Origin of the sequence: Mycobacterium sp. PO1 (genome assembly GCF_017312405.1) — a bacterium.
Classification (GTDB): domain Bacteria; phylum Actinomycetota; class Actinomycetes; order Mycobacteriales; family Mycobacteriaceae; genus Mycobacterium.
This window is the reverse complement of record NZ_BLTG01000030.1, coordinates 111035-134444: the sequence shown is the minus strand read 5'-3', so window position 1 is coordinate 134444 and position 23410 is coordinate 111035. Positions and strand designations below refer to the sequence as shown.

The window sequence follows — 23410 nt, the reverse complement described above, 5'->3', positions numbered from 1 at the left end:
GGGGCGAGCTGCATCGGGCCCGGAGCGGGCGGCGGCGGCGCGGCCGGTCCCGGAGCCGGTGGTGGCGCGGCCGGTCCCGGGGGCAGCAGCGGCTGGGCCGCCGGCCCCGGCGGCACCGGGCCGGGCGCCGCCGCAGGCGCGGGCGGGACGGAGTCCTTGATGCAGAACACCGCGCAGTCCGGTTGTTTCTGCTGGGGCTGCATCCACGGCGGCAGCCAGCTCAGCTGGGGCGCCGGTGCGGGTTCGGGCGGCGCCTCGGGCGCGGGGCCGGGCAGCGGACCCAGCGACTGGCCTGGTGCGAAACCGGGGACGTTGGTGTTGAGCAGGCCGGCGGCGTCGGTGCGGCCCATCATCGGCAGCAGCGACATCGGATCGTCGGCGGGCAACCCGGTGGCATTGAGCGGCATCCCCGGACCGAGTCCCTGGGAGCCCTCGAGCAGGTGCATGTTGACCGCGGTGGCCGCCGGACTCAGCTCCGGAACCGGCCCGGTGATCGGCGGCAGGTCGACGGGCACGACGCCGGTCGCGTAGGAGGCCGCCCAGCTGAGCACGTTTCGCGCATAGGCCATCGAGTTGTTGTAGCGCAGGATCGAGGCCACCACATCGCCCTGGTTGCGCAGGTTCAGGCCACCGCTGCACAGGTAGCGGGCCGCGGCCAGGGACGAATCGAACAGATTCTGCACGTCGGCCTTGCCGTCGCCGTCACCGTCGGAGGCGTAGCGCGACCAGGTGCCGGGCAGGAACTGCATGGGCCCCATGGCCCTGGCGTACACCACCCGGTCGGCCGAGCGGCTCTGCACGATGACTTCGTTACCCGGCAGTGTGCCGTCCAACGCCGGGCCGTAGATCGGTCGCACGGCGGTGCCGCGCGCGTCGGTAGCCCCGCCGTTGGCGTGCATCGACTCGATTCGGCCGATACCGGCCAACAGATTCCAGCTGACCCCGCAGCCCGGGTAGGCGGTGGCCATCATCGATTCGGCGTTGCGGTAGGCGGCCAGCGCCATCGACGGGATGCGCAGGGTGCCCGGGGCGTTGACGACCGCCGACGGTGGCGGGGCGGATGCGGTGACGCCGGCGACCCGCAGCGGGGTCGGCGTCTTCATCACCGCGACGACCGAGGCGCCGGAGTCATCGGCGGGGGCGGCCACCACCGCGGCCATGGGGACGACCGCCGAATCGCGTGCTGCCCCGCCGTGCGCCGACGGCGGAGATCCGCCGACCGCGCCGGCCAGCACAAGGGGGGTGATCACCGCGGCGACGCCGAACACCGGCATACGGACAACGTCGGTTGCTCGGCGCCGCGCTGCTCGGAGGGCCGAGACTCCCCCTATATGCACTCAACCGTCCTAGCTGTGTGATCGCCTGTGAACTTCGCCACCATACCTATTGGGCCACGGCTGTGTAACAACTATCGCCACAGCCGTCACCCTGATTTCTTGGGCCGCTTCTCCGACTGCTGTTTGCTCGGCCGTTCTGCGCCGGCGGCGGGCTGAAGGTCGGCGATCAGCTCGCGGATCTCCTCCAGCTCGCGGCGGAGGTAATCGCGGGTGGCCACTTCACCGACCGCCAGACGCAGCGCGGCCAATTCCCGTGCCAGGTATTCGGTGTCTGCCTTGGTCTGCTCGGCGCGCCGGCGGTCTTCCTCGAGGGAGACCCGGTCACGGTTCTCCTGGCGGTTCTGAGCCAGCAGGATCAACGGCGCCGCGTAGGCGGCCTGGGTGGAGAACGCCAGGTTGAGCAGGATGAACGGGTAGGGGTCCCACTGCCAGGCGAAGGCGCCGATGTTCAGCAGGATCCAGGCGATGACGACCATCGTCTGGATCGCCAGATAGCGCCCGGTGCCGAGGAACCGCGCGATGCTCTCGCTGAAGGCGCCGACGGCCTCGACGTCCAGGCGCGGACCGAAGGACCGAGAGACTCGCGGAGTGTCCAGGCGCTGGCGGGCCGACGAGTCGCTCATGTCGGCGTCTCGGCAGTCACGATGACGGGTTCGGCTTCCCGTTCGCGCCAGTCGTCAGGCAGCAGGTGGTCGAGGACGTCGTCGACCGACACGGCGCCGACCAGATGGCTCTCCTCGTCCACGACAGGACCGCACACCAGGTTGTAGGCGGCGAAGTAGCGCGTCAGCGCGCCGAGCGAGTCCTCCGGGCGCAGGCTGGGCAGATCGGTGTCGAGAATCCCGCTGACCAGCGCCGCGGGGGGCTCGCGCAACAGACGCTGCAGATGCACACAGCCCAGATACCGTCCGGTGGGGGTCGCCGTGGGTGGTCGCGCGACGAACACCAGCGACGCGAGCGCCGGGGTGAGATCCGGATCACGCACGCGGGCAAGGGCTTCGGCGACGGTGGTGTCGGGGGCGAGCACCACCGGCTCGGAGGTCATCAAGCCGCCCGCCGTGTTCGGCGAATGGCTGAGCAGACGACGGACGTCCTCGGAGTCCTCGGGATCCATGCGGCGCAGGAACTGCTCGGCGTCGGCCGGAGTCATGGTCCCGAGTAGGTCGGCGGCGTCGTCGGGGTCCATCGCTTCCAGCACGTCGGCTGCGCGGTCGGTCTGCAGCTGCTTGAGGACCGCCAGCTGCTCGTCCTCGGGTAGCTCCTGCAACACGTCGGCCAGACGCTCGTCGTCGAGGGCGTTGACCACCTCGTAACGCCGCTTTGCCGGCAGCTCCCGCACCGCGTCGGCGACCTCGATGGGACGCTGCCCCTGGAACTGTTCCAGCAGTTGGGCGACGCCCTGGTCGGGCATTGCGAGCCCGGACGGGGTCAGTCCGTGGACGTGTTGCCAGTCGACGGTGTAGACGTTGCTGCGCCGGCCCAGGCGACGTTGGGGGCGTACCGCCACCTTCGTGACCATCCAATCGCGCTTGCGCGTCTGTTCGATGCCGAGGTCGACGACGATGACGTCGATACCGGCCAGCTGGGTCAGGTCCGGGTCGTCGACGCGGACCCGGGTTTCGAGCACTTGGCCCAGGACGAGGACCTCGCCGGGCCGCTGAGCGAAGCGGCGCAGTGAGACATTGCCCGTGGAGAGGGTCACCGCTCCGGGTTCGATCGCGGTGACCCTGAGAATGGGCATGAAAATTCTTCTGCGGCTGAGCAACTCGATCACCAAGCCGAGCACGCGGGGCTGCTGGCGCACGATGCTGATGCCGATCACCACATCGCGCACGCGGCCGATCGACTCGCCGTCGGGGCCCAGCACCACCATCCCCGCGAGTCGGGCCGCATAGACCCGGTTGACCGATGCCATGGTTGTCAAGAGTAGAGAGTGTTGGTGTGGAAAACCGGTATCGCCCCCGCCGCACCTGTCTGTCCGTGCCGGGCAGCAGCCCCAAGATGATCCAGAAAGCCAAAACGCTGCCTGCCGATCAGGTTTTTCTCGATCTCGAGGATGCGGTCGCACCGGATGCGAAAGGCCAAGCGCGCGCTCAGGTGGCGGCAGCGCTGGCCGAGGACGGATGGGCGGGCCAGCTGCGCGGCGTGCGCGTCAACGACTGGACCACGCCCTGGACGCACGCCGACGTCATCGAGGTGGTCGCGCGCGCCGGTGCCTCGGTGGACGTCGTCGTACTGCCGAAGGTGACCGAAGCCGCCCACGTCCACGCGCTCGACTTGCTCCTCAGCCAACTCGAGGCCACCCACGGATTGCCGGTGGGGCGCATCGGAATCGAGGCGCAGATCGAAGACGCCAGGGGATTGACCAACATCGACGCGATCGCGTCCGCGCCGCGCGTGCAGGCGCTGGTGCTCGGCCCGGCGGATCTGATGGCCAGCCTGAACATGCGCACCCTCGAGGTCGGGGAGCAGCCCGCGGGCTACGACGTCGGCGACGCCTACCATCACGTGCTGATGCGCATCCTGGTGTCCGCCCGCGCCCATGGTGTCGCCGCGATCGACGGGCCCTACCTCAAGGTGCGCGACGTCGCTGCGTTCCGCCGGGTGGCCGGGCGGTCGGCGGCGTTGGGCTACGACGGCAAATGGGTTCTGCATCCCGACCAGATCGAGGCCGGCAACGAGATCTTCAGTCCCCGCCAGCAGGCCTACGACCACGCCGAGCTGATCCTCGAGGCCTACGCGTGGCACACGTCGCGCGCCGGTGGCGCCAGGGGAGCGGTGATGCTGGGCGACGAGATGATCGACGAAGCCAGCCGCAAGATGGCGCTCGTCATCGCCGGGCAGGGACGCGCCGCGGGGATGCAGCGCTCCGGCGAGCGGTTCAGCCCGCCCGCCTAACCGGTCGACGGACCCGACACCATGGCGAACACCAGCACGTAGACGAAATAACCCACGATCGCGAGTGAGCTGATGATGACCGCGGCCACGGCCAGCGAGTGTCCGCTCTGGCCGCTGCGTCTGGTGTCGTTCATCGCAATCAATCCCAGCACCAGGCCGGCCAGCGCGGGTAGGCAGCACGCCAGCCCGGCCACCGCGCACACCAACGCGGCGATCGCCTTGCCGTTGGTGCCCGGAGGTGGCGGCGGCGGATACCCGCCGAAGCTGGGGTAGGACGCGTAGTAACCGGATCCGGGCAACCCGGGGTGGGGCGTCGGGTAGACCGGCGGCGGTAACCCGGCGTCCTCCGGGTAGTCCAGCGGCCGGTCGAAGCCGTCAGGCGGTCGCTGGTCGCTCATCGCCCGTCACCGCTGCGTCAGCTCGCGAGAACCGAAAGCGTCCACACCAGGCTGATCAGCAGAGTCACCGCGCCGACCGCGATGCCTGCGACGGCCAGACCTTGCCCGTCCTGGCCGCGTTGCTTGATCTGGTTGATCGCGACGATGCCGAGCACGATGCCCACGATCGAGCCGATACCGCAGCACACGCCGAGGATCGACGCGACCAGGGACGCGATCGCGAGCTGATTGGTTCCCCGGGACACCGGAGCGCCGTAGCCCAGGTCGGCCGACGGGTAACCACCCGGACCGTAGGGGGGCGGGGGCGGGTAGGACGGCTGACCGTAACCCTGATAGGGCGGCGAGCCGGCGTCGCCGTACGGCGGGGGATATCCGGACGACTGCGGTGGGGTGTAGCCGGAGGGCGGCGGATAGCCGGATGGTGAATAGCCCGGCGGTTGCGAGTAGCCGGAGGGCTCGGAATAGCCCGGTGGCTGCGAATAGCCCGGCGACTGCGAATAGCCCGAAGGCGGCGGGCTGTATGCCGGCGGTGTGTCGTCATCGGCCCGGGGGGCGGGAGACTCCTCGCCAGAGGCCGCTTCATGCCCACTGAACTGCGGTTCAGATCCACCGGCGGGGGGCTCGGAACGCTCGTTTCGGCCTGCGTCGTCGTCCGGATTGGTCATGCTGATCAACCTAGCCTAAGAGTTGCGGGGCGCGGTGCTCGTCGGTTCGGGCACCTTTGCGGCGCGTCAGGCGTTGACAATGCGGACGGTCCCAGCGACCGTCGAAGAGACTGTGGTGACGCCGCTGACGCGAAGGAGTTGCAGGAGATGACCAGCCCGTTCCAACCCGGACAGAATCCCGGTGTGGCCTCGGGCGTCCCCGCTGCCGGACGGGGCCGCCCGGTCGGTCTGCCGACTCCTCCCAAGGGGTGGCCGATCGGCTCGTACCCGACCTACGCCGAGGCGCAACGCGCCGTCGATTACCTGTCCGACCAGCAGTTTCCGGTGCAGCAGGTGACGATCGTCGGCGTCGACCTGATGCAGGTCGAACGAGTGACCGGCAGGTTGTCCTGGCCCAAGGTGCTCGGGGGCGGTGTGCTCACCGGAGCCTGGCTGGGCCTGTTCATCGGCCTGATTCTCGGCTTTTTCAGCCCCAACCCGTGGAGCGCGCTGATCACCGGCTTGATCGCCGGTGTGTTCTTCGGCCTCATCACCTCCGCGATCCCGTATGCGATGGCACGGGGCACAAGAGATTTCAGCTCGACGATGCAACTGGTCGCCGGACGCTACGACGTGCTCTGCGACCCGCAGAGCGCCGAGCGCGGGCGTGATCTGCTGGCGCGCTTGACTCTCTGAATCATCCGCGACAGTGCGTGTCTGCGCACGGCGCGCCGCTGATCTTCGGCAGGTTCCGCACGCTTGTTCTTCCGCCGAACGGGCGTTGCGCTGCGAAGATGTTGCGCAATCAGCGGCGCGCGCTCTACGGTGTGCCCTCGATGGCTGAGATCGTTCTCGATCGGGTGACCAAGACTCATCCCGACGGCGTGGCGGCGGTCAGAGACCTGTCGATCACCATTGCCGACGGCGAGTTCGTCGTCCTGGTGGGACCGTCGGGGTGCGGGAAGTCGACGACGCTGAACATGATCGCCGGCCTGGACGAGATCACCTCCGGAGACCTGCTGATCGACGGCCGCCGGGTCAACGACCTTGCGCCGAAGGACCGCGACATCGCGATGGTGTTCCAGTCGTACGCGCTGTACCCGCATCTGACGGTGCGCCAGAACATCGCCTTCCCGCTGACGTTGACGAAACTCGCGCGCGAGCAGATCAGCGAGAAGGTTGAGCAGACCGCGAAAACCCTTGATCTGGTTGATCTTCTGGACCGCAAGCCCGACCAGTTGTCGGGTGGGCAGCGGCAACGGGTGGCGATGGGGCGCGCGATCGTGCGCAGCCCCAAGGCGTTTCTGATGGACGAGCCGCTGTCGAATCTGGATGCCAAATTGCGGGTGCAGATGCGTTCGGAGATCGCCCGCCTCCAGAAGCGGCTGGGCACGACCACGGTCTTCGTCACCCACGACCAGACCGAGGCCATGATGTTGGGTGACCGGCTCGTGGTGATGTCAGCCGGTGCGGTGCAGCAGATCGGTACGCCCGATGAGCTGTATCGGGATCCGCTCAATCTGTTCGTCGCAGGTTTCATCGGCTCGCCCCCGATGAACTTCTTCCCCGCCGCGGCGACCGGCCTCGGGGTGCGGTTGCCCTTCGGTGAGGTTCCGCTCACGGGCGAATCCTACGAGCGGATCCGCGATCACCGGTCGGCCAACGATCTCGTCGCCGGGGTGCGCCCCGAGCATCTGCAGGATGCCGACGTCATCGACGCCTACGCCAGGATCAACGCGCTGTGCTTCGACGTGACGGTCGAGATGGTCGAGTCACTCGGCGCCGACAAGTACGCGTACTTCACCACCGACGGGCCTGCCGTGCAGGCGGCCCAGCTGACCGAGGCGGCCGATTCCGCGCTCGCGTCTTTGGCCTCTGGCTCCGCCGGCAACGAGTTCGTCGCCCGGGTTCCGGCGCAGTCCGCCGCTCGGGCCGGCGACACGATGCGACTGGCGCTGGACCCCGCTGCGGTCATGGTTTTCGATCCCCGGACCGGGGCGAACCTCACCCGGGCGGCGGGTCCGCGATGACGGACGTCCTCGGCGAGGTCCGCACCCACCTGACCGAGCATTTCGCTCGCGCCGGGGCGCTCGCCGAACCCGACGAGGCCAGTGTCACGTTCCTCGGCACCGAACGTTTCGGCATCCTCCGGTTCGCGCTCCCCGATGACGGCGCGGCACAGTATGTTTCGCTGGGTTGCGCCAGGCAGCCGATGGTGGATCCCGCCGAGTTGATCACCGATCCGGTGCGCGGCCCGCGCGCCGAGGTGGTCGTCGCGCTGCGGGGGCCGGTGCCGGTCGGGTTGGCGCGTTCCATCGCGGTGCTGGCAGCCGCTCCCGCGGTCGAGGGGCTCATCTTGGAACCCGATTCGCTGATCGATCTCGAGACGCCGTTGTGGCAGGGCGCCCCGTTCACGGCATTTCTTCTGGGGCGCAGCACGATCGACGACGTCGTGCTGCCGGAACCTCTTTCGCCGGTGGTGATCTTGTCGGCGATTCCGATCACTCAGACAGAGGCGGCGTGGGTGCGGCTCAAAGGTGCGGACGCGATGCGGGAGGCGTGGGTGCAGGACGGGGTCGATACGGCGGACCCGCGGCGGCGGGCCGCCAGTCCGGCGTGAGCGGTTACAGCCAGTCGTTGCGCCGGAAGGTCCGGTACAGCAGCAGGCATATCACCGCCATCACCACCAGCACCGTCGGGTAGGCATAGGCCCAGTCGAGCCCGGGCATGTTCTCGAAGTTCATCCCGTAGATCCCCGCAAGGGCCGTCGGCGCGGCAGCGATGGCGACCCACGCCGAGATCTTTCGCATGTCCACGTTCTGTTGCATTGCGACCTTGCCTGTCGCGGCTTCCACCAGTGAACTGAGCAGTTCGTCGTAGCTGGCGATGCGTTCGGACGCCTTGATGGTGTGGTCGAGTACGTCGCGCATGTAGCGGCGGATCTCGACGTCGACCAGATCGTCATGCTCGCCGCTGATGCGCTGCAGTTCGGTGGCCAGCGGAGCGACTGCGCGACGTAACTCCACCACTTCACGCTTGAGCTGATAGATGCTCTCGATGTCGGTCTTCGCCTGGGTGGAGAAGATCTCCTCTTCCATCGCGTCGATGTCGGTCTCGATCAGGTCGGTGACGTCGAGGTAGGAGTCGACGATGTGGTCGGCAATGGTGTGCATCACCGCATACGGCCCGAGCTCGAGGGACGCTGGAGCTGCCTCCAGGCGCCTGCGCACTGCGGCCAGGTCGGAATGCTCGCCGTGACCGACCGTGACGACGAAGTCCGCTCCGACGAAGATCATGATCTCGCCGGTTTCGACGATCTCGCGCGAGCCGCCCGCCGGATCGTCTTTCACATATTTCATGGTCTTGAGGACCAGGAACAGCATGGTGTCGTACCGCTCCAGCTTGGGCCGCTGGTGTGCGTGGACCGCGTCCTCGACAGCCAGGTGGTGCAGACCGAACACGTCCGCGATCGACTGCATCTGACCCTCGTCGGGTTCGTGCAGTGCGACCCAGACGAACGCTTTTCCGCTGCCGGTCTCGACCTCGCGCACCTGCTGCAGTGCGGCGGCGGGGGCGAATTCACCGGACAACCGGGAGCCGTTTTCGTAGACGGCGCAGTCGCTGATGGCCGCCGACACCGGGGCGGATTCGCCCTGGCCGGCGCTGCGTGCCCGGCCGCCTGGACGGACGAGGGACGGTGTGTGCGGACGGAATGACGGCACGTGGTGTCTCCATTCGATGCCGTCCACCCTGGTAGGACGGCGCTGATAGCGCGGACCTCGGTGGCCGTGGCGTGATCACCGAGGGGGAACCTATCGATGTGAGATTCCGAGGTCGGTTACCCTGACGGCCGTGGCTGATAACGTCGTCACCGCGCGCGAAGGCTCGCCGCAGGTGCGCACACCCCAGGTTGTCATCGAGGACAGCGAGATCTTTGCAGCGCACGAGGGTGGCAAGCTCTCGGTGGCTCTGAAGTCTCCTCTGGACACCCAGCGCGCGCTGTCGATCGCGTACACGCCGGGGGTAGCCCAGGTCAGTCGCGCGATCGCGGCCGACAAGACGCTGGCCGCCAAGTACACCTGGGCCAATCGCCTGGTCGCGGTGGTCAGCGACGGAAGCGCGGTGCTGGGTCTCGGCGACATCGGCGCGGCCGCCTCACTGCCGGTCATGGAGGGCAAGAGCGCGCTGTTCAAGGAGTTCGGTGGCTTGGACTCCATTCCGATCGTGCTGGACACCAAGGATCCCGACGAGATCGTCGAAACGCTGATCCGGCTGCGTCCCACGTTCGGCGCGGTCAACCTCGAAGACATCTCGGCGCCGCGCTGCTTCGAGATCGAGCGGCGGGTGATCGAGGCGCTGGACTGCCCGGTGATGCACGACGATCAGCACGGCACGGCGATCGTGGTGCTCGGTGCGTTGCAGGGCGCGTGCAAGGTGCTCGACCGCGACATGCACGAGCTGAGGGTGGTGATCTCCGGCGCCGGCGCGGCAGGTGTGGCCTGCGCGAACATTCTGCTGGCCAAGGGCATCACCGATGTCACGGTGTTGGATTCCAAGGGAATCGTCCACACCGGTCGCTCGGATCTGAACACGTTCAAGGCCGAGCTCGCCGAGCGCACGAACCCCAGTGGTCGCACGGGGGGAATCGCCGACGCCGTCGACGGCGCCGACATGTTCCTGGGTCTGTCGGCGGGCGTGGTCCCCGAGGAGATCATCGCGACGATGGCGCCCGGCGGCATCGTGTTCGCGCTGTCCAATCCTGATCCGGAGATCCACCCGGATGCGGCGCGCAAGCATGCCGCGGTGGTCGCGACCGGTCGCAGCGACTTCCCGAACCAGATCAACAACGTGCTGGCCTTCCCCGGCGTGTTCCGCGGAGCGCTGGACGCCGGCGCGCGCCGCATCACCGAACGGATGAAGGTCGCCGCCGCGGACGCGATCTTCTCGGTGGTCGGTGACGAGCTCGCTGTCGACCACATCGTGCCCAGCGCGCTGGATCCCCGGGTGGGTCCGGCGGTGGCGGCTGCGGTCGCCGCTGCGTCCGAGGAGTCGGCGGGCTGATCCGCACCCGGAGTGCCCGGCTGAGGCTGGTCCTGGCATTGCTCGTCGCGATGCTGGCGGTGGGATGCGCAGGGCAGGCGCCGCCTCCCTCGATCCCCGTGGGGGCGTCGTCGGATCCGGAGTCGCAGGTGCTGGCCCATCTGTACGTCGCCGCGCTGCGCTTCTACGGCAACCCGGCCCACGTGCAGGAAGCGCAGGATCCGTTGCGCGGGCTGGATGCGGGGGACATCACGGTGGCGCCGGTCTTCACCGGCAGACTGCTGCACCGGCTCGACCCCCAGTCGCCGGCGCGCTCAGAGGTGCAGGTCTACCGGACCCTGCTGTCGTCACTTCCCGAGGGGATCGCCGCCGGCGACTACACGATCTCGGCGCAGGACGAGCCCGCGCTGGCGGTCACCGAGCAGGCGGCCGAGACGTGGGCCGGCGACGACGTGTCCGACGTGCTGGGGCGTTGCCCGGATCTCACTGTCGGCGCGGTGGACGGCCAGTCGGTTCCGCAGATGCTGGGCACGTGTCGACTGTCCGACCCGCGCGAATTCCCCGACGATGCAGCGATGTTCGCTGCGCTGCAGGCCGGCGACGTCGACGCGGCGTGGACGACCACTGCCGCGCCGGATGTCCCCGAGGACGTCGCGGTGCTCGCCGACACCACGTCGCTGGTGCGGGCCGAGAACGTCGTCCCGCTGTACCGGCGCAACGAGCTGACCGAATCCCAGGTGCTGGCGCTCAACGAAATCGCGGGTGTGCTGGACACCGGCTCACTGGCCGACATGCGCCGTCAAGTGGCCGAGGGCGCCGACCCGGGGCTGGTCGCGGGCCGGTGGCTCGACGAGCATCCGTTGGGCGTCGGCAACTGACGTCAGCGCGACGGGCCGACCAGCCGCGAAACCACCTTGGGGAACAGCGACTGGTAGTGCGGTCCGAAAGCGCGGATGACGATCTCGAACATCTTGGCGTCTCGGCCGATCAGGATTCGGGCCTTGTTCTTGCGGACGCCGTCGAGGATCACCTCGGCAGCCTTCTCCGGGGTGGTGCTGGCCAGCTTGGCGTCGAAGGCCTTCGCGAGTTCGCCGGGGTCGAGGCCTTCGGCCGCGGTGGCGTTGCGGGCGATCGCGGTCTTGATGCCGCCCGGATGGACGCAGCTGACCTTGACCGGATGCCCGGCCAGCGCCATCTCTTGGCGCAGCGCCTCGGTGAAGCCACGCACCGCGAACTTCGCGGAGTTGTAGGCGGCCTGGCCCGGGACGGCGAACAGACCGAACACGCTGGAGACGTTGACCACGTGGCCGTCGCCGGAGGAGATCAGGTGCGGCAGGAACGCCTTGGTGCCGTTGACCACGCCCCAGTAGTCGACGTCCATGACCCGCTCGATGTCCTTGAACTGGCTGACCTCGATGTCACCGGTGAAGGCGATGCCGGCGTTGTTGTAGATCTGGTTGACCTTGCCGAAGTGCTCGGCGACGGCGTCGGCGTAGAGCAGGAACGCTTCGCGTTCGGTGACGTCGAGCCGGTCGCACTTGACGTGTACGCCGATGTCATTGAGGCGCTTCTCGGTGACGGCCAGGCCCTCGGTGTCGACGTCGCTGATGGCGACGTGGGCGCCGGAGCGCCCCAGTTCGATGGCCAGGGCCTGGCCGATACCCGACCCGGCACCGGTGACGACAGCGACCTTTCCCGCGAAGCCTTCCATGGACACTCCCTCGTGCTGCTCGTTGTTGTACGCGTGTTGAGTGCCGCCCAGTTTAGCCGGTACCGCGGGTACCGGCGAAGCCCGGGTGGGTCGCGGCGTAATGCCGTGGGCCGTGCCGGCGACATCAACGGTATGACGTGCTTCAAGCTCGCGGTCGCCGCCTCCGTGCTGGCGGCGACCGCCCTCACGGCGACGGTCTCGGCGCCTGCCGCGCAGGCCGACACCGGTGCGGACGTGTTCCTGGCGATGCTGGGCGACTACGGGCTGGGTGGCATCGACCCGGCCACCGCGGTGCGGGTCGGGGAGGCGGTGTGCCCGATGCTGGTCGAGCCGGGGCAGAACATGGCCAACGTGGCCTCCGACGTTGCCGATGCGCTGGGCCGACCGCTGGGGGCGGCGACGATGTTCACCGGTCTGGCGATCCAGATCTTCTGCCCCCGCGCCGTGACCGCGCTGACCGACGGGCGCCCGTTCTCGTTACTGGGCTGAGCGATCGGGTCAGGCTTCTGGTTCCAAGCTGCTACCGGTGGCCGTGTTGCGCTTGACCACGTGCAGTTTGGCGGCGATCCGGGTCAAGGCCTGCTTGTCGGACGTGGTGAGTCGGTCGAGCACCAGTTCGCGAACAGAGTTCACATGGATCGGTGCGGCATCGACCACGATGCGGTGGCCGGCGCCGGTGAGTTCGGCGATCGTGTAGCGGCCGTCTGCGGGGTCCGGCGAGCGGACGACCCACCCGCGTTGCTCGAAACGCTTGACCACATTCGACAGCCGCGATAACGAGCCGTTGGCCAGGAACGCCAACTCGCTCATGCGGATACGACGGTCGGGGGCTTCCGAGAGGTGGCTCAACGTCAGGTACTCGAACAGCGTGAGGTCGACCTCCCGCAGCGGCGCTTCGAGCTTTCCGGGCAGAAGCAGGATCATCGAGATCAGGCTGGTCCAAGCGTCCTTCTCCTGGGGGCTGAGCCATCGCGTTTCGTCGGTGCCTGGCATTGCGCCTCCTGTCCGTCGCCGGGAGATGAGTTTACACGTGAAGTCATACGGGGTATTTTCACTTCATGGATGAAGTGAAATCAGTTGACGATGTCGAGTTCTTCGTGACGCCGGGGTACGGCGAGATGTTGCGCAGGGAGCGGCATTACAGCCAGGCGGTGCGAGTGGGGGACCGGGTCGAGATCTCCGGGCAGGGCGGTTGGGACGACGAGTTGAATTTTCCGGATTCGCTGGAAGACGAGATCGCGCGGGCCTTCGAGAACGTCGAGCGGACGCTGGCCACCGCCGGTGCCTCCTGGCGCGACGTGATCCACCTGAATTCGTATCACCTGGCCAGCGGGTCGGACTCGATCTTCGACGCGCACAACGACGCCATGATCGCCCAGATGCGCAAGTGGATGCCTGACCACGCACCGATATGGACCGAGACCGGTGTCGCCGCGCTCGCCGCGCCGGGCATGCGCGTGGAGATCCGGGTCACCGCGATCCTCGGAGCGAGGCCCTAGCCGAGCCGCGCCCTGACCAGAAAGTCACCATGCGGATGGGTCGCGGCTGGCCACCCCGGCCGCGACCGCGCGGTCGCGGCGCGTCGGCGTGCAGACGCGCGCCCTTCCGGGGAAAGGCCCTCGCCAGGAACGGCCTTCGCAGGGAAAGGCCTCTGGTCAGCCGAACGCTTCGTCGATCAGCTCCTGCTGCTCGACGGCGTGCACCTTCGACGAACCTGACGACGGCGCCGACATCGCGCGCCGAGAGATGCGCGTGATGCCGGTCAGCTTGTCCGGCAGCACCTCGGGGAGCGTGAGCCCCATCGTCGGCCACGCACCCTGGTTGGCCGGCTCTTCCTGCACCCAGAAGAACTGCTTCGCGTTGGGGTAGTGGTCCAGGGTCTCGGCCAGTCTCCGCTTGGGCAGCGGCGCCAGCTGCTCGAGCCGCACGATCGCCACGTCGTCGCGCTTGTCCTTGTTCTTCCGGTTGGCCAGCTCGTAGTACAACTTGCCGCTGGTCAGCAGGATGCGCGTGACCTTCGAGCGGTCGCCGTCACCCTCCTCGTAGGTGGGTTCCTCCATCACCGAGCGGAACTTGGCCTCGGTGAACTCCTTGAGGTCGGAAACCGCGGCCTTGTTGCGCAGCATCGACTTCGGGGTGAACACGATCAGCGGGCGGTGGATGCCGTCGAGACCGTGGCGGCGCAGCAGGTGGAAGTAGTTCGCCGGCGTGGAGGGCATCGCGATTGTCATCGATCCCTCGGCCCACAGCAGCAGGAACCGCTCGATGCGACCCGAGGTGTGGTCGGGGCCCTGGCCCTCGTGGCCGTGCGGCAGCAGCAGCACCACGTCGGAGAGCTGCCCCCACTTGGCCTCACCGGAGCTGATGAACTCGTCGATGATCGACTGCGCGCCGTTGACGAAGTCGCCGAACTGGGCTTCCCACAGCACCATCGCGTCGGGATTGCCGACCGAGTAGCCGTATTCGAAGCCCACCGCGGCGAACTCCGAGAGCGCCGAGTCGTAGACCATGAACTTGCCGCCGGTCGGGTTGCCGTCGGAGTCGACGGTCAGCAGATCCAGTGGCGTGAACTCCTTGCCCGTCTTGCGGTCGATGATCACCGAGTGGCGCTGGGTGAAGGTGCCGCGCCGGGTGTCCTGACCGGTCAGCCGGATCGTCCGGCCCTCGGCGAGGAACGAGCCCAGGGCCAGCAGCTCGGCGAAGGCCCAGTCGACCTTGCCCTCGTAGGCCATCTCGCGGCGCTTCTCGAGCACCGGCTTGACGCGGGGATGGATGCTGAACTCCTCGCCGGCGGCCAGGTGCGCGTCACCGATGCGTTGCAGCAGCGCCTTCTCCACCGCGGTGGTCATTCCGGCGGGCACCATCTGGTCGGACTCCACCGACGAGCTCGGCTCGATCTCGTGCTTCTCGAGCTCGCGGACTTCGTTGAAGACGCGTTCGAGCTGACCCTGGTAGTCGCGCAGCGCGTCCTCGGCCTCTTTCATCGAGATGTCGCCGCGGCCGATCAGGGCTTCGGTGTAGGTCTTGCGGACACCGCGCTTGGTGTCGATGACGTCGTACATGTTGGGCTGGGTCATCGACGGGTCGTCGCCCTCGTTGTGACCGCGGCGGCGGTAGCACAGCATGTCGATGACGACGTCCTTCTTGAACTTCTGCCGGAAGTCCACCGCCAGCTTGGCCACCCACACGCAGGCTTCGGGGTCGTCGCCGTTGACGTGGAAGATCGGTGCGCCGATCATCTTCGCCACGTCGGTGCAGTACTCCGAGGACCGTGAGTCGTACGGCGAGGTGGTGAAGCCGATCTGGTTGTTGACGATGATGTGGATCGTCCCGCCGGTGCGGTAGCCGCGCAGCAGCGCCAGGTTCAGCGTCTCGGCGACCACGCCCTGCCCGGCGAACGCCGCGTCGCCGTGCAGCATCATCGGCACGACGGTGAACTGGTTCGAGCCGTTGGGCTCTTCCCCGACGTCCATCATGTCCTGCTTGGCGCGCACGATGCCTTCGAGCACGGGGTCGACCGCCTCGAGGTGGCTGGGGTTGGCCACCAGCGACACCGCGATGTCGTTGTCACCGAACATCTGGATGTAGGTTCCGGTGGCACCGAGGTGGTACTTGACGTCGCCGGAGCCGTGGGCCTGCGACGGGTTCAAGTTGCCCTCGAACTCGGTGAAGATCTGGCTGTACGGTTTGCCGACGATGTTGGCGAGCACGTTGAGCCGGCCGCGGTGCGGCATGCCGATGACGACCTCGTCGAGGCCGTGCTCGGCGCACTGGTCGATCGCCGCGTCCATCATCGGGATGACGGTCTCGGCGCCCTCCAGGGAGAACCGCTTCTGACCGACGTACTTGGTCTGCAGGAACGTCTCGAACGCCTCGGCGGCGTTGAGCTTACTCAGGATGTACTTCTGCTCGGCGACCGTCGGTTTCTCGTGCTTGACCTCGATGCGCTCCTCGAGCCACTTCTGCTGTTCGGGCTCGAGGATGTGGGTGTACTCCACCCCGACGTGGCGGCAGTACGCGTCGCGCAGCAGGCCCAGGACGTCGCGCAGCTTCTTCTGCTGTTGCCCGGCGAAGCCGTTGACCTTGAACTCCCGGTCCAGGTCCCACAGCGTCAGGCCGTGGGTGTTGACGTCGAGGTCGGGGTGGCTGCGGAAGCGGGTGTTGTCCAGTCGCAACGGGTCGATGTCGGCCATGAGATGACCGCGGTTGCGGTAGGCCGCGATCAACTCGATGACGCGGGCGCTCTTGTCCTCGATGGGATCCGGGTTGTCGATGCGCCAACGCACCGGCTCGTGGGGGATGCCCAGCTCGCGGAAGATCTCGTCGTAGAAGTCGTCGTCGAGCAGCAGCTTGTGGATCGTGCGCAGGAAGTCACCCGATTCCGCGCCCTGGATGATGCGGTGGTCGTAGGTCGAGGTCAGCGTCATCAATTTGCCGACGCCGACCTCATTGATCCGGTGCTCGCTGGCGCCCTGGAACTCGGCCGGGTACTCCATCGCGCCGGCGCCGATGATCGCGCCCTGGCCCTGCATCAGCCGTGGCACCGAGTGGACGGTGCCGATGGTGCCCGGGTTGGTCAGCGAGATCGTCACCCCGGAGAAGTCCTCAGCGGTGAGCTTGCCGTCGCGGGCCCGGCGCACGATGTCCTCGTAAGCCGCGATGAACTGGCCGAACGTCATCGTCTCGCAGTTCTTGATCGCGGCCACGACCAGGGCCCGCTGACCGCCCTTGCCCGGCAGGTCGATGGCCAGCCCGAGATTGGTGTGTGCCGGTGTGACGGCGTTGGGCTTGCCGTCGACCTCGGCGAAGTGCCGGTTCATGTTCGGGAACTGCTTGACGGCCTGCACGATCGCGTACCCCAGCAGGTGGGTGAACGAGATCTTGCCGCCGCGGGTCCGCTTGAGGTGGTTGTTGATGACGATACGGTTGTCGATCATCGCCTTGGCCGGGATGGCGCGCACGCTCGTCGCGGTCGGCACCTCCAGCGAGGCGGACATGTTCTTGGCGACCGCCGCGGCCGCGCCCCGCAGCACCTGGTTCTCGTCCTCGTCGGCTGCGGGCCGGCTCTTCGCCGGCTCAGCCTTGGCAGGCGCTGCGCTGTCCTGCTTGGCCGCGGGCTTGGCCTTGGCGTCGGACTTGCTCTCGGACTTGCTCTCGCTCTTCGGCTTGGCCTCGGACTTGGACTTCGTCTCGGCTGTGGAGGTGGACTTCGACTCGTCCTTCCTGCTGTCCGGCTTCGCTGCGGGCTTCGACGCAGACGACGACGTGCCGTTGCTTCCTGCGGACTTGGGGGCCGGCGCCGGCGCGGGTTCGGGAGGAGCGGTCGGCGCCGAGTTCCCTTGTGTCGCGGGCTTGCCGTTGCCGGGGGCGGCATCGGTGGGTTCGGGGGAGTAGTCGACGAGAAACTCATGCCAGCTGGCATCGACCGATGAGGGATCCTCACGGAACTTGCGGTACATCTCTTCGACCAACCACTCGTTCTGACCGAATGGTGAAGGTGAACTCACGGCTGCTATTCGCCTCAATTCTTCGCTTCTGGCCAGCGCCCCGCAGCGGCCGGCCACCCCTTGTCAACCCGGTGTGCGGTTGTCCCGCGTCTCCGCCGTAACAAGGCTAGCGCTTCTGCCTCCGGCCGGACCACGCAACGTCCTTATGGTCATTGTGGTCGGCGCTGGGTCGGCGCCGAGCGGCTGAACTGATGCCGTCGAGCGGGTGAACGAGCGCTGCAGGCGGTCGCTCAGGGGCGCGGTGCGGGCAGCAGATGCAGCGTCGACGGCCAGCGTGCCGGCGGGGTGCCGAACGCCGAGTGGGCGTTGGCGATGATCTTCTTGGCCATCAGCCGGTTGCCCACGCCGCCGACCACGGCGCCCACCCCGACGGGCAGCAGCTTCCCGAATGCCATGGCCCCGCGTTTGAGCGTGTAGCGCTTGACGAAGTAGCGCAGCAGCCGCGAGTTCAACTGCGACAGCGCGGGCAGCGGCAAGGTGGCCGCGCCGTCGGACACCCATGCACCGCTGGTGCGGCCGGAGCCGATCAGGTCGGCAACGGCGCGCTTGCTGTCTTCGCCCACCAGGACAGCCAGCACCAGCGCACGTCGCCGCTCCCGGTGGTCGACCGGGATGCCGTGGACTTCAGCGACCGCGAGCACGTACACCGCAGTCGCCTCCAGGAAGACGACGGTTTCGCCGGCGACCGCTGACATCGCCACCAAGGTGCCGATGCCGGGGAACGCGGCAGCAGAACCGACCGCGGCCCCGCTGGCCATGACCGCTGCGCGGTAGTGCTTGTCGAGTCTGGTGACGATGTCCGCGGGAGTGGCACTCGGATCGGCGGCGCGCAGCCTGGCCACATACGCCTTGACGGCCGGCGCCTGCACTCGCGCGCCGCGCTCCAGGATCTGCGAGAGGACCTTGGCCGCCGCGCCGGGGTCGTCCTGATCGATCGCGGGTGACTGACTCTTGGCGCGTGACCGGGCGCTCATCGGCAGGCCCCTTCCCTTCGGCGCGATATCACCAGGTTAACGGCACTCGGGTTGGTCCCTGTCACCTGAACCGCTACAGGTGAAACGATCGGCACAGCAAAGCCGGTGCCCGAACGTGACCGCGGTCACTGTCTGGGATACCGGGAAGAAAATATTGGGAAGCGACGCTAACGATATTCATGGCACCATTCCGGGACGTGGACGAAAGGCAGCCCGAACGCTCTCAGACGGCCCAGCCGTCGGGACCTGATTCGGCGACGGCGTCGCCCCAGCCTGTCGTGGCGGCGCAGCCGAGCCGGACCCGGATGATCATCGTCCTCGGCCTGCTCGTCGCATTGGGCCCGCTCACCATCGACATGTACCTGCCGGCGCTGCCGAAGATCGCCGACGAGCTGTCGCTGTCCTCCTCGGTGGCTCAGCTGACGCTGACGGGCACGCTGGCCGGCCTTGCGCTGGGGCAGCTGATCGTCGGTCCGCTGTCGGACTCCCTGGGGCGGAAGAAGCCGCTGATCGCCGGAATCCTGCTGCACATGGCGGCCTCGCTGCTGTGCCTGTTCGCCTCGAACATCGCGGTCCTCGGCATCGCCCGCGGGTTGCAGGGTGTCGGGGCCGCCGCAGCCATGGTGGTCGCCATCGCGGTCGTCGGTGACCTGTTCGCCGACTCCGTGGCGGCCACCGTGATGTCGCGGTTGATGCTGGTGCTCGGAGTGGCGCCCGTGGTCGCGCCCTCGTTGGGCGCCGCGGTGTTGCTGCATGCCTCCTGGCACTGGGTGTTCGCCGCGCTGGTCGTGCTCGCCGGTGCGCTGCTGGTGATGGCCGTGCTGGCGCTGCCGGAGACGCTGGCCGTCGGCCACCGGCGACCGCTGAAGGTGCGCGGCATCCTGGCCACCTACCTGGAGTTGGTGCGCGACGTCCGGTTCGTGATCCTGGTTCTCGTGGCGGCGCTGGGCATGTCCGGGCTGTTCGCCTACATCTCCGGGGCCTCGTTCGTGCTGCAGGGTCGCTACGGCCTGAGCCAGGGCACGTTCGCACTCGTCTTCGGCGCCGGGGCCATCGCGTTGATCGGCTCGACCCAGTTCAACGTCGTGCTCCTGCGCCGGTTCCCCCCGCAGCAGATCATGGTGTGGGCGTTGTTCGCCGCGTCGGTGTCGGGGCTGGTGTTCGTGGGCCTGGCGACCGCAGGGATCGGTGGGCTGCCGGGATTCGTCGTGCCGGTGTGGGCGATCCTGGGCGCGATGGGACTCGTGATCCCCAACGCACCGGCGGTGGCGCTCACGCGCCACCCCGACGCGGCGGGGACCGCCGCGGCGCTGCTCGGGGCGGCCCAATTCGGTCTCGGCGCTGCCGTCGCACCCGTCGTCGGTGTGCTCGGCAATGACGAGTTCGCGATGGCGACGGTGATGGCCACCGGCGTCGTCGTCGCGCTGATGGCACTGGTGCTGACCGGAGCGCACAAGGGCGTCCGCCCCGCCGACGCTGCCGACGTCCACACTGAACGCGTCTGACCCGCCGCCGCCGGCTCACCAACTTGTCGGGTCCCGCGCCGATCCGTAGCGTCGGGCCGGACCATTTCGCGGCCTGCGCTGCGTACTTCGACCTCTAGCTGGAGATTTCGCCGACTTCCGTGCCGACCTTGCCGCTGCTCGACACCACCGCCACCCGTGCCCGGGACGCCGATCCGTGGCACGCATTGTGGGCGCTGCTGATCGGGTTTTTCATGATCCTGGTCGACGCGACCATCGTCGCCGTCGCCAACCCGTCGATCATGGCCCACCTCAACGTCGACTACGACGCGGTGATCTGGGTGACCAGCGCCTATCTGCTGGCCTACGCCGTGCCGCTGCTGGTGGCCGGGCGCCTCGGGGACCGGTACGGACCCAAGAACGTCTACCTGCTGGGGTTGGTGGTGTTCACCGCTGCCTCGTTGTGGTGTGGCTTGTCCGGCAGCATCGGGATGCTGGTCGCCGCGCGCGTGGTTCAGGGGGTGGGCGCGGCGCTGCTGACGCCGCAGACGCTGTCGGTGATCACCCGCATCTTCCCGCCGCACCGCCGCGGGGTGGCCATGAGCGTGTGGGGCGCCACCGCAGGCGTCGCGACGCTGGTCGGTCCGCTGGCCGGCGGCGTTCTGGTCGATCACCTGGGCTGGCAGTGGATCTTCATCGTCAACGTCCCGGTCGGGATCGTCGGCCTGGTGCTGGCCGTGTGGCTGGTCCCGACCCTGCCCACGGTGTCGCACCGCTTCGACATGCCCGGCGTGGTGTTGTCCGGTGTCGGCATGTTCCTGATCGTTTTCGCGCTGCAGGAAGGGCAGGCGTTCGACTGGCCGCTGTGGATCTGGGGGACCATCGCCGTCGGCGTGGTGACCATGGCGGTGTTCGTGTACTGGCAGTCGATCAACACCGGTGAGCCGCTCATCCCGCTGGTCATCTTCGGAGACCGCGACTTCTCGATGTCCAATGTGGGTGTCGCGACCATCGGCTTCGTCGCCACGTCGATGCTGCTGCCGCTGATGTTCTACGCCCAGTCGGTGTGTGGTCTGACGCCCACCCGCGCTGCGCTGCTCACCGCCCCCATGGCGGTCGCGACCGGTGTGCTGGCGCCGCTCGTCGGTCGCATCGTCGATCGCTCCCATCCGCGCCCGGTTGTCGGATTCGGTTTCTCCGTGATCGCGATCGGGTTGACGTGGCTGTCCATCGAGATGACCCCGACGACGCCCATCTGGCGACTCGTGTTGCCGCTGACCGCGCTGGGCATCGGGATGGCGTTCATCTGGTCACCGCTGGCCGCCACCGCCACGCGCAACCTGCCGCCGCAGCTGGCGGGTGCCGGCTCGGGGGTCTACAACACCACCCGGCAGGTGGGGTCGGTGCTCGGCAGCGCCGGCATGGCGGCGTTCCTGGCGTCCCGGCTGTCGGCCGAGATCCCGGGTGGAGCCGATGCAGCGCCACGTGGGGAAGGTTCGGCGGCCCAGCTGCCGGAGTTCTTGCACGCGCCGTTCGCTGCGGCGATGTCGCAGGCCATGCTGCTGCCGGCGTTCGTCGCGTTGTTCGGGGTGGTGGCGGCTCTGTTCCTGCTGGGATTCGTCCGCACGCGCGCCACACCGACACCGGTTCCCGGGTCCGACCCCTCCGGCGATGCCGACCCTGCCGGCATGGCCCACCCTGCCGGCCATGCTGCTCCTGCTGGCCTGGCCGCTCCTGCCGGCCCTGCCCACCATGTCGACCATGCCGACGATGGCGAGTTCGCCGACGATGACGACGACTATGTCGAGTACCTCGTCCACTGGGACGGGGACAGCGGCAACGGCCGGGGTGGCGAAGACCGAACGGTCACCGAGGCGGTCACCGAGCCGCTGGCCGGCGCCCCGCCCGCGGCTCGGTCGACGGCGGCGGACCAGCCGGAATGGCGCAGCATCGCCGAGCAGCTGCTGGCCGCCGCCGAGCGGGAGGATCTCGGCGACGGACCCACCGGCTACGGCAGGCACTCGCGGGCAGCGGACTGAGTCAGCGAGCCGCGTCCATCAGCGAGTCGAGTCGTTCGTTGGTCTTGGCCAGCACTGCCGTCAGCGCGCCGATGGCCTTCTCGCGAATCCTCGGCTTGTCCGGGATGGGGGGAATGACGTCGCGTAGCACGTTGAGTCGCGCCGACTGCAGCCAATCCATCAGCTCGGGGTCCTGCAGCCACCGCAGCTGCGCGCGGTTGTCGGCGGCCAGAATCCGCAACCAATCGACCGGCGCGTCCGGATGCGGAATGGGTTCGCACAACTCGTTGCGGACGGCGTCGTCGCCATAGGCGGTCTCGACATGGGCGATGAACGCCGCACTGAACACTTGCTGACATCCCCGCACGCTCTGCAGCGTCAGGTGCCGATCGGCGAACACGGGCACCGAGGGAGGGCGGGGCAGGCCCGGAGTGGTGCAGTCGACGTACAGCGACCGCGGCGGTGCGTCGATCTCGCCGCCGCGCAGCGCCACCCGACACTCATCGACCCGGTCGATGTGCCCCAGTCGCACGACGTCGTCGATGCGCCGCAGTTCGGCGAGCTCCCCGAGCGACACGATCGCGCAGTGGTACATGGTGGGCCGCAACGTGGGGTCGAGGCGCAGCAGGTTCTGGTCGGCTTCCAACCGCGCGAACAGGTCGTCGAGGTCGGAGGCCTCGGTGATCGCGGCCAGCCGGGTGTTGATGGTTCCCCGGATCTGCTTGGCGAACTGCTGACCTGGCTGGATGTGGGCCCGGTTCATCAGCCACGCGTCTCGCGGCCTCACCCAGCGCAGCTGCGCAGGAGCGACGCCGTTGCGCATCAGCCACAGACAACAGTCCATCCCGGTTTTGCCGCCGCCGACGATCGTGAAGTGCGCGTGGTCGCGGGCGTGTTTCGGCAGTTCGTTGGGGGTGACCACGTCGACACCGTCACCCACCTCGAACGGGGCCGAGCGCATCGACTGCACCTCGGTGAGCAGATAGGTCGCATCGACCACCCGACGGCGCACCGTCACCGTGTGGGTCTCTCCGCCGAGGGTGCGAAACGTGTTGTCCCCCAGGTAGCGGGCCATCGGGAAGTACGACAGCCGCCCGGTCGGCAGCAGCCGGTGGCGCATCACCCGGTCGTAGTAGGCGCACACCTCGTTACCCGTGGCCAGCTCGAAGAAGCCCTCGTTGGGGCCCGCCCGGTCGATGGCGTCCTCGTTGTCGAACGCCTCGGAGTTCACGCCGTAGTAAGCCGATGGCTGGTGCAGCCGCACAAACGGATAGACCCAGTTCCAGTGCCCGCCGGGCTGCAGATTGCCGTCGACGAGCACGACGGTGGCGTCCGTTTCGGTCAGCAGTGTGTCGACGAACGCCATCCCCATGGCGCCCGCCCCGATGACCAGGTAGTCAGCTTCGATGCCGGGCATGGG

21 protein-coding genes are annotated in these 23410 nt (G+C 68.2%); 10 read left to right on the top strand and 11 right to left on the bottom strand.

The annotated features are described in order from the left end of the window. The 3 genes from J3476_RS13420 to J3476_RS13410 form a co-directional block, all read right to left on the bottom strand. The coding region (locus J3476_RS13420) for a lytic transglycosylase domain-containing protein (protein WP_373889059.1) at positions 1 to 1337 on the bottom strand (1337 nt) is incomplete at its 3' end. A gap of 86 nt (positions 1338 to 1423) precedes the next feature. Continuing rightward, the gene (locus tag J3476_RS13415; protein WP_207066938.1) at positions 1424 to 1960 is read right to left on the bottom strand and encodes a DUF1003 domain-containing protein; all 537 of its coding nucleotides are present in this window, start codon (positions 1958 to 1960) and stop codon (positions 1424 to 1426) included. Next, a complete protein-coding gene (locus tag J3476_RS13410) occupies positions 1957 to 3252 on the bottom strand; it encodes a magnesium transporter MgtE N-terminal domain-containing protein (RefSeq protein ID WP_207066937.1) in 1296 nt (431 codons plus the stop codon). The genes J3476_RS13415 and J3476_RS13410 overlap by 4 nt, the downstream gene beginning before the upstream one ends. 26 nt (positions 3253 to 3278) lie before the next feature. Here J3476_RS13410 and J3476_RS13405 point away from each other — a divergent pair, with 26 nt between their 5' ends. Next, entirely contained in the window at positions 3279 to 4235 is a 957-nt protein-coding gene (locus J3476_RS13405; protein ID WP_207066936.1) for a CoA ester lyase, read from the top strand. Here J3476_RS13405 and J3476_RS13400 read toward each other — a convergent pair. Continuing rightward, complete coding sequence (locus J3476_RS13400) at positions 4232 to 4633, bottom strand: DUF4190 domain-containing protein (RefSeq protein WP_207066935.1); 402 nt, start codon at positions 4631 to 4633, stop codon at positions 4232 to 4234. The two genes, J3476_RS13405 and J3476_RS13400, sit on opposite strands and share 4 nt — an antisense overlap. Before the next feature lie 17 nt (positions 4634 to 4650). Then, on the bottom strand, positions 4651 to 5298 hold the full coding sequence (locus tag J3476_RS13395; protein WP_207066934.1) for a DUF4190 domain-containing protein: 648 nt from the start codon (positions 5296 to 5298) through the stop codon (positions 4651 to 4653). 147 nt (positions 5299 to 5445) lie between these two features. Here J3476_RS13395 and J3476_RS13390 point away from each other — a divergent pair, with 147 nt between their 5' ends. The 3 genes from J3476_RS13390 to J3476_RS13380 all read left to right on the top strand — a co-directional run bounded on the left by J3476_RS13390 (position 5446) and on the right by J3476_RS13380 (position 7897). Further along, a complete protein-coding gene (locus J3476_RS13390) occupies positions 5446 to 5973 on the top strand; it encodes a general stress protein (RefSeq protein ID WP_207066933.1) in 528 nt (175 codons plus the stop codon). 140 nt (positions 5974 to 6113) lie between these two features. Further along, entirely contained in the window at positions 6114 to 7307 is a 1194-nt protein-coding gene (locus J3476_RS13385; protein WP_207066932.1) for a sn-glycerol-3-phosphate ABC transporter ATP-binding protein UgpC, read from the top strand. Continuing rightward, positions 7304 to 7897, top strand: coding sequence for a suppressor of fused domain protein (locus J3476_RS13380; protein WP_207066931.1), 594 nt, complete (start codon positions 7304 to 7306; stop codon positions 7895 to 7897). Before J3476_RS13385 ends, J3476_RS13380 begins: the two co-directional genes overlap by 4 nt. Positions 7898 to 7901: 4 nt before the next feature. On the opposite strand, the gene corA is transcribed toward J3476_RS13380, so the two are convergent. Next, a complete protein-coding gene (gene corA, locus J3476_RS13375) occupies positions 7902 to 8999 on the bottom strand; it encodes a magnesium/cobalt transporter CorA (protein ID WP_207066930.1) in 1098 nt (365 codons plus the stop codon). A 130-nt stretch (positions 9000 to 9129) separates the two neighbouring features. Between corA and J3476_RS13370 the strand changes: the two genes are divergently transcribed. Then, complete coding sequence (locus tag J3476_RS13370) at positions 9130 to 10338, top strand: NADP-dependent malic enzyme (protein WP_373889058.1); 1209 nt, start codon at positions 9130 to 9132, stop codon at positions 10336 to 10338. 50 nt (positions 10339 to 10388) lie between these two features. After that, complete coding sequence (locus J3476_RS13365; RefSeq protein ID WP_207066951.1) at positions 10389 to 11195, top strand: glycine betaine ABC transporter substrate-binding protein; 807 nt, start codon at positions 10389 to 10391, stop codon at positions 11193 to 11195. A gap of 2 nt (positions 11196 to 11197) precedes the next feature. Here J3476_RS13365 and J3476_RS13360 read toward each other — a convergent pair whose 3' ends face one another. Continuing rightward, on the bottom strand, positions 11198 to 12028 hold the full coding sequence (locus J3476_RS13360; RefSeq protein WP_207066929.1) for an SDR family oxidoreductase: 831 nt from the start codon (positions 12026 to 12028) through the stop codon (positions 11198 to 11200). A 132-nt stretch (positions 12029 to 12160) separates the two neighbouring features. On the opposite strand from J3476_RS13360, the gene J3476_RS13355 reads away from it, so the two are divergent. Next, positions 12161 to 12517 carry a DUF732 domain-containing protein gene (locus J3476_RS13355; RefSeq protein ID WP_207066950.1) on the top strand — a complete coding sequence of 119 codons (357 nt, stop codon included), beginning with the start codon at positions 12161 to 12163 and terminating at the stop codon, positions 12515 to 12517. Positions 12518 to 12526: 9 nt separating this feature from the next. On the opposite strand, the gene J3476_RS13350 is transcribed toward J3476_RS13355, so the two are convergent. Further along, positions 12527 to 13021, bottom strand: a complete 495-nt coding sequence (locus J3476_RS13350) for a MarR family winged helix-turn-helix transcriptional regulator (RefSeq protein ID WP_207066928.1) — start codon at positions 13019 to 13021, stop codon at positions 12527 to 12529. A gap of 65 nt (positions 13022 to 13086) precedes the next feature. On the opposite strand from J3476_RS13350, the gene J3476_RS13345 reads away from it, so the two are divergent. Next, positions 13087 to 13527 carry a RidA family protein gene (locus J3476_RS13345; RefSeq protein WP_207066927.1) on the top strand — a complete coding sequence of 147 codons (441 nt, stop codon included), beginning with the start codon at positions 13087 to 13089 and terminating at the stop codon, positions 13525 to 13527. Between the two features lie 156 nt (positions 13528 to 13683). Here J3476_RS13345 and J3476_RS13340 read toward each other — a convergent pair whose 3' ends face one another. Next, the gene (locus J3476_RS13340; protein WP_373889062.1) at positions 13684 to 17487 is read right to left on the bottom strand and encodes a multifunctional oxoglutarate decarboxylase/oxoglutarate dehydrogenase thiamine pyrophosphate-binding subunit/dihydrolipoyllysine-residue succinyltransferase subunit; all 3804 of its coding nucleotides are present in this window, start codon (positions 17485 to 17487) and stop codon (positions 13684 to 13686) included. Between the two features lie 278 nt (positions 17488 to 17765). Beyond that, positions 17766 to 18509, bottom strand: coding sequence for a hypothetical protein (locus J3476_RS13335; protein ID WP_207066925.1), 744 nt, complete (start codon positions 18507 to 18509; stop codon positions 17766 to 17768). 179 nt (positions 18510 to 18688) lie between these two features. On the opposite strand from J3476_RS13335, the gene J3476_RS13330 reads away from it, so the two are divergent. Together J3476_RS13330 and J3476_RS13325 are read left to right on the top strand one after the other, a co-directional pair. Then, complete coding sequence (locus J3476_RS13330; RefSeq protein WP_373889057.1) at positions 18689 to 20014, top strand: multidrug effflux MFS transporter; 1326 nt, start codon at positions 18689 to 18691, stop codon at positions 20012 to 20014. A gap of 134 nt (positions 20015 to 20148) precedes the next feature. Next, complete coding sequence (locus tag J3476_RS13325) at positions 20149 to 22011, top strand: MFS transporter (RefSeq protein ID WP_373889061.1); 1863 nt, start codon at positions 20149 to 20151, stop codon at positions 22009 to 22011. Between the two features lies 1 nt (position 22012). On the opposite strand, the gene J3476_RS13320 is transcribed toward J3476_RS13325, so the two are convergent. Beyond that, positions 22013 to 23407, bottom strand: coding sequence for an NAD(P)/FAD-dependent oxidoreductase (locus J3476_RS13320; protein ID WP_207066924.1), 1395 nt, complete (start codon positions 23405 to 23407; stop codon positions 22013 to 22015). Positions 23408 to 23410 lie beyond the last annotated feature (3 nt).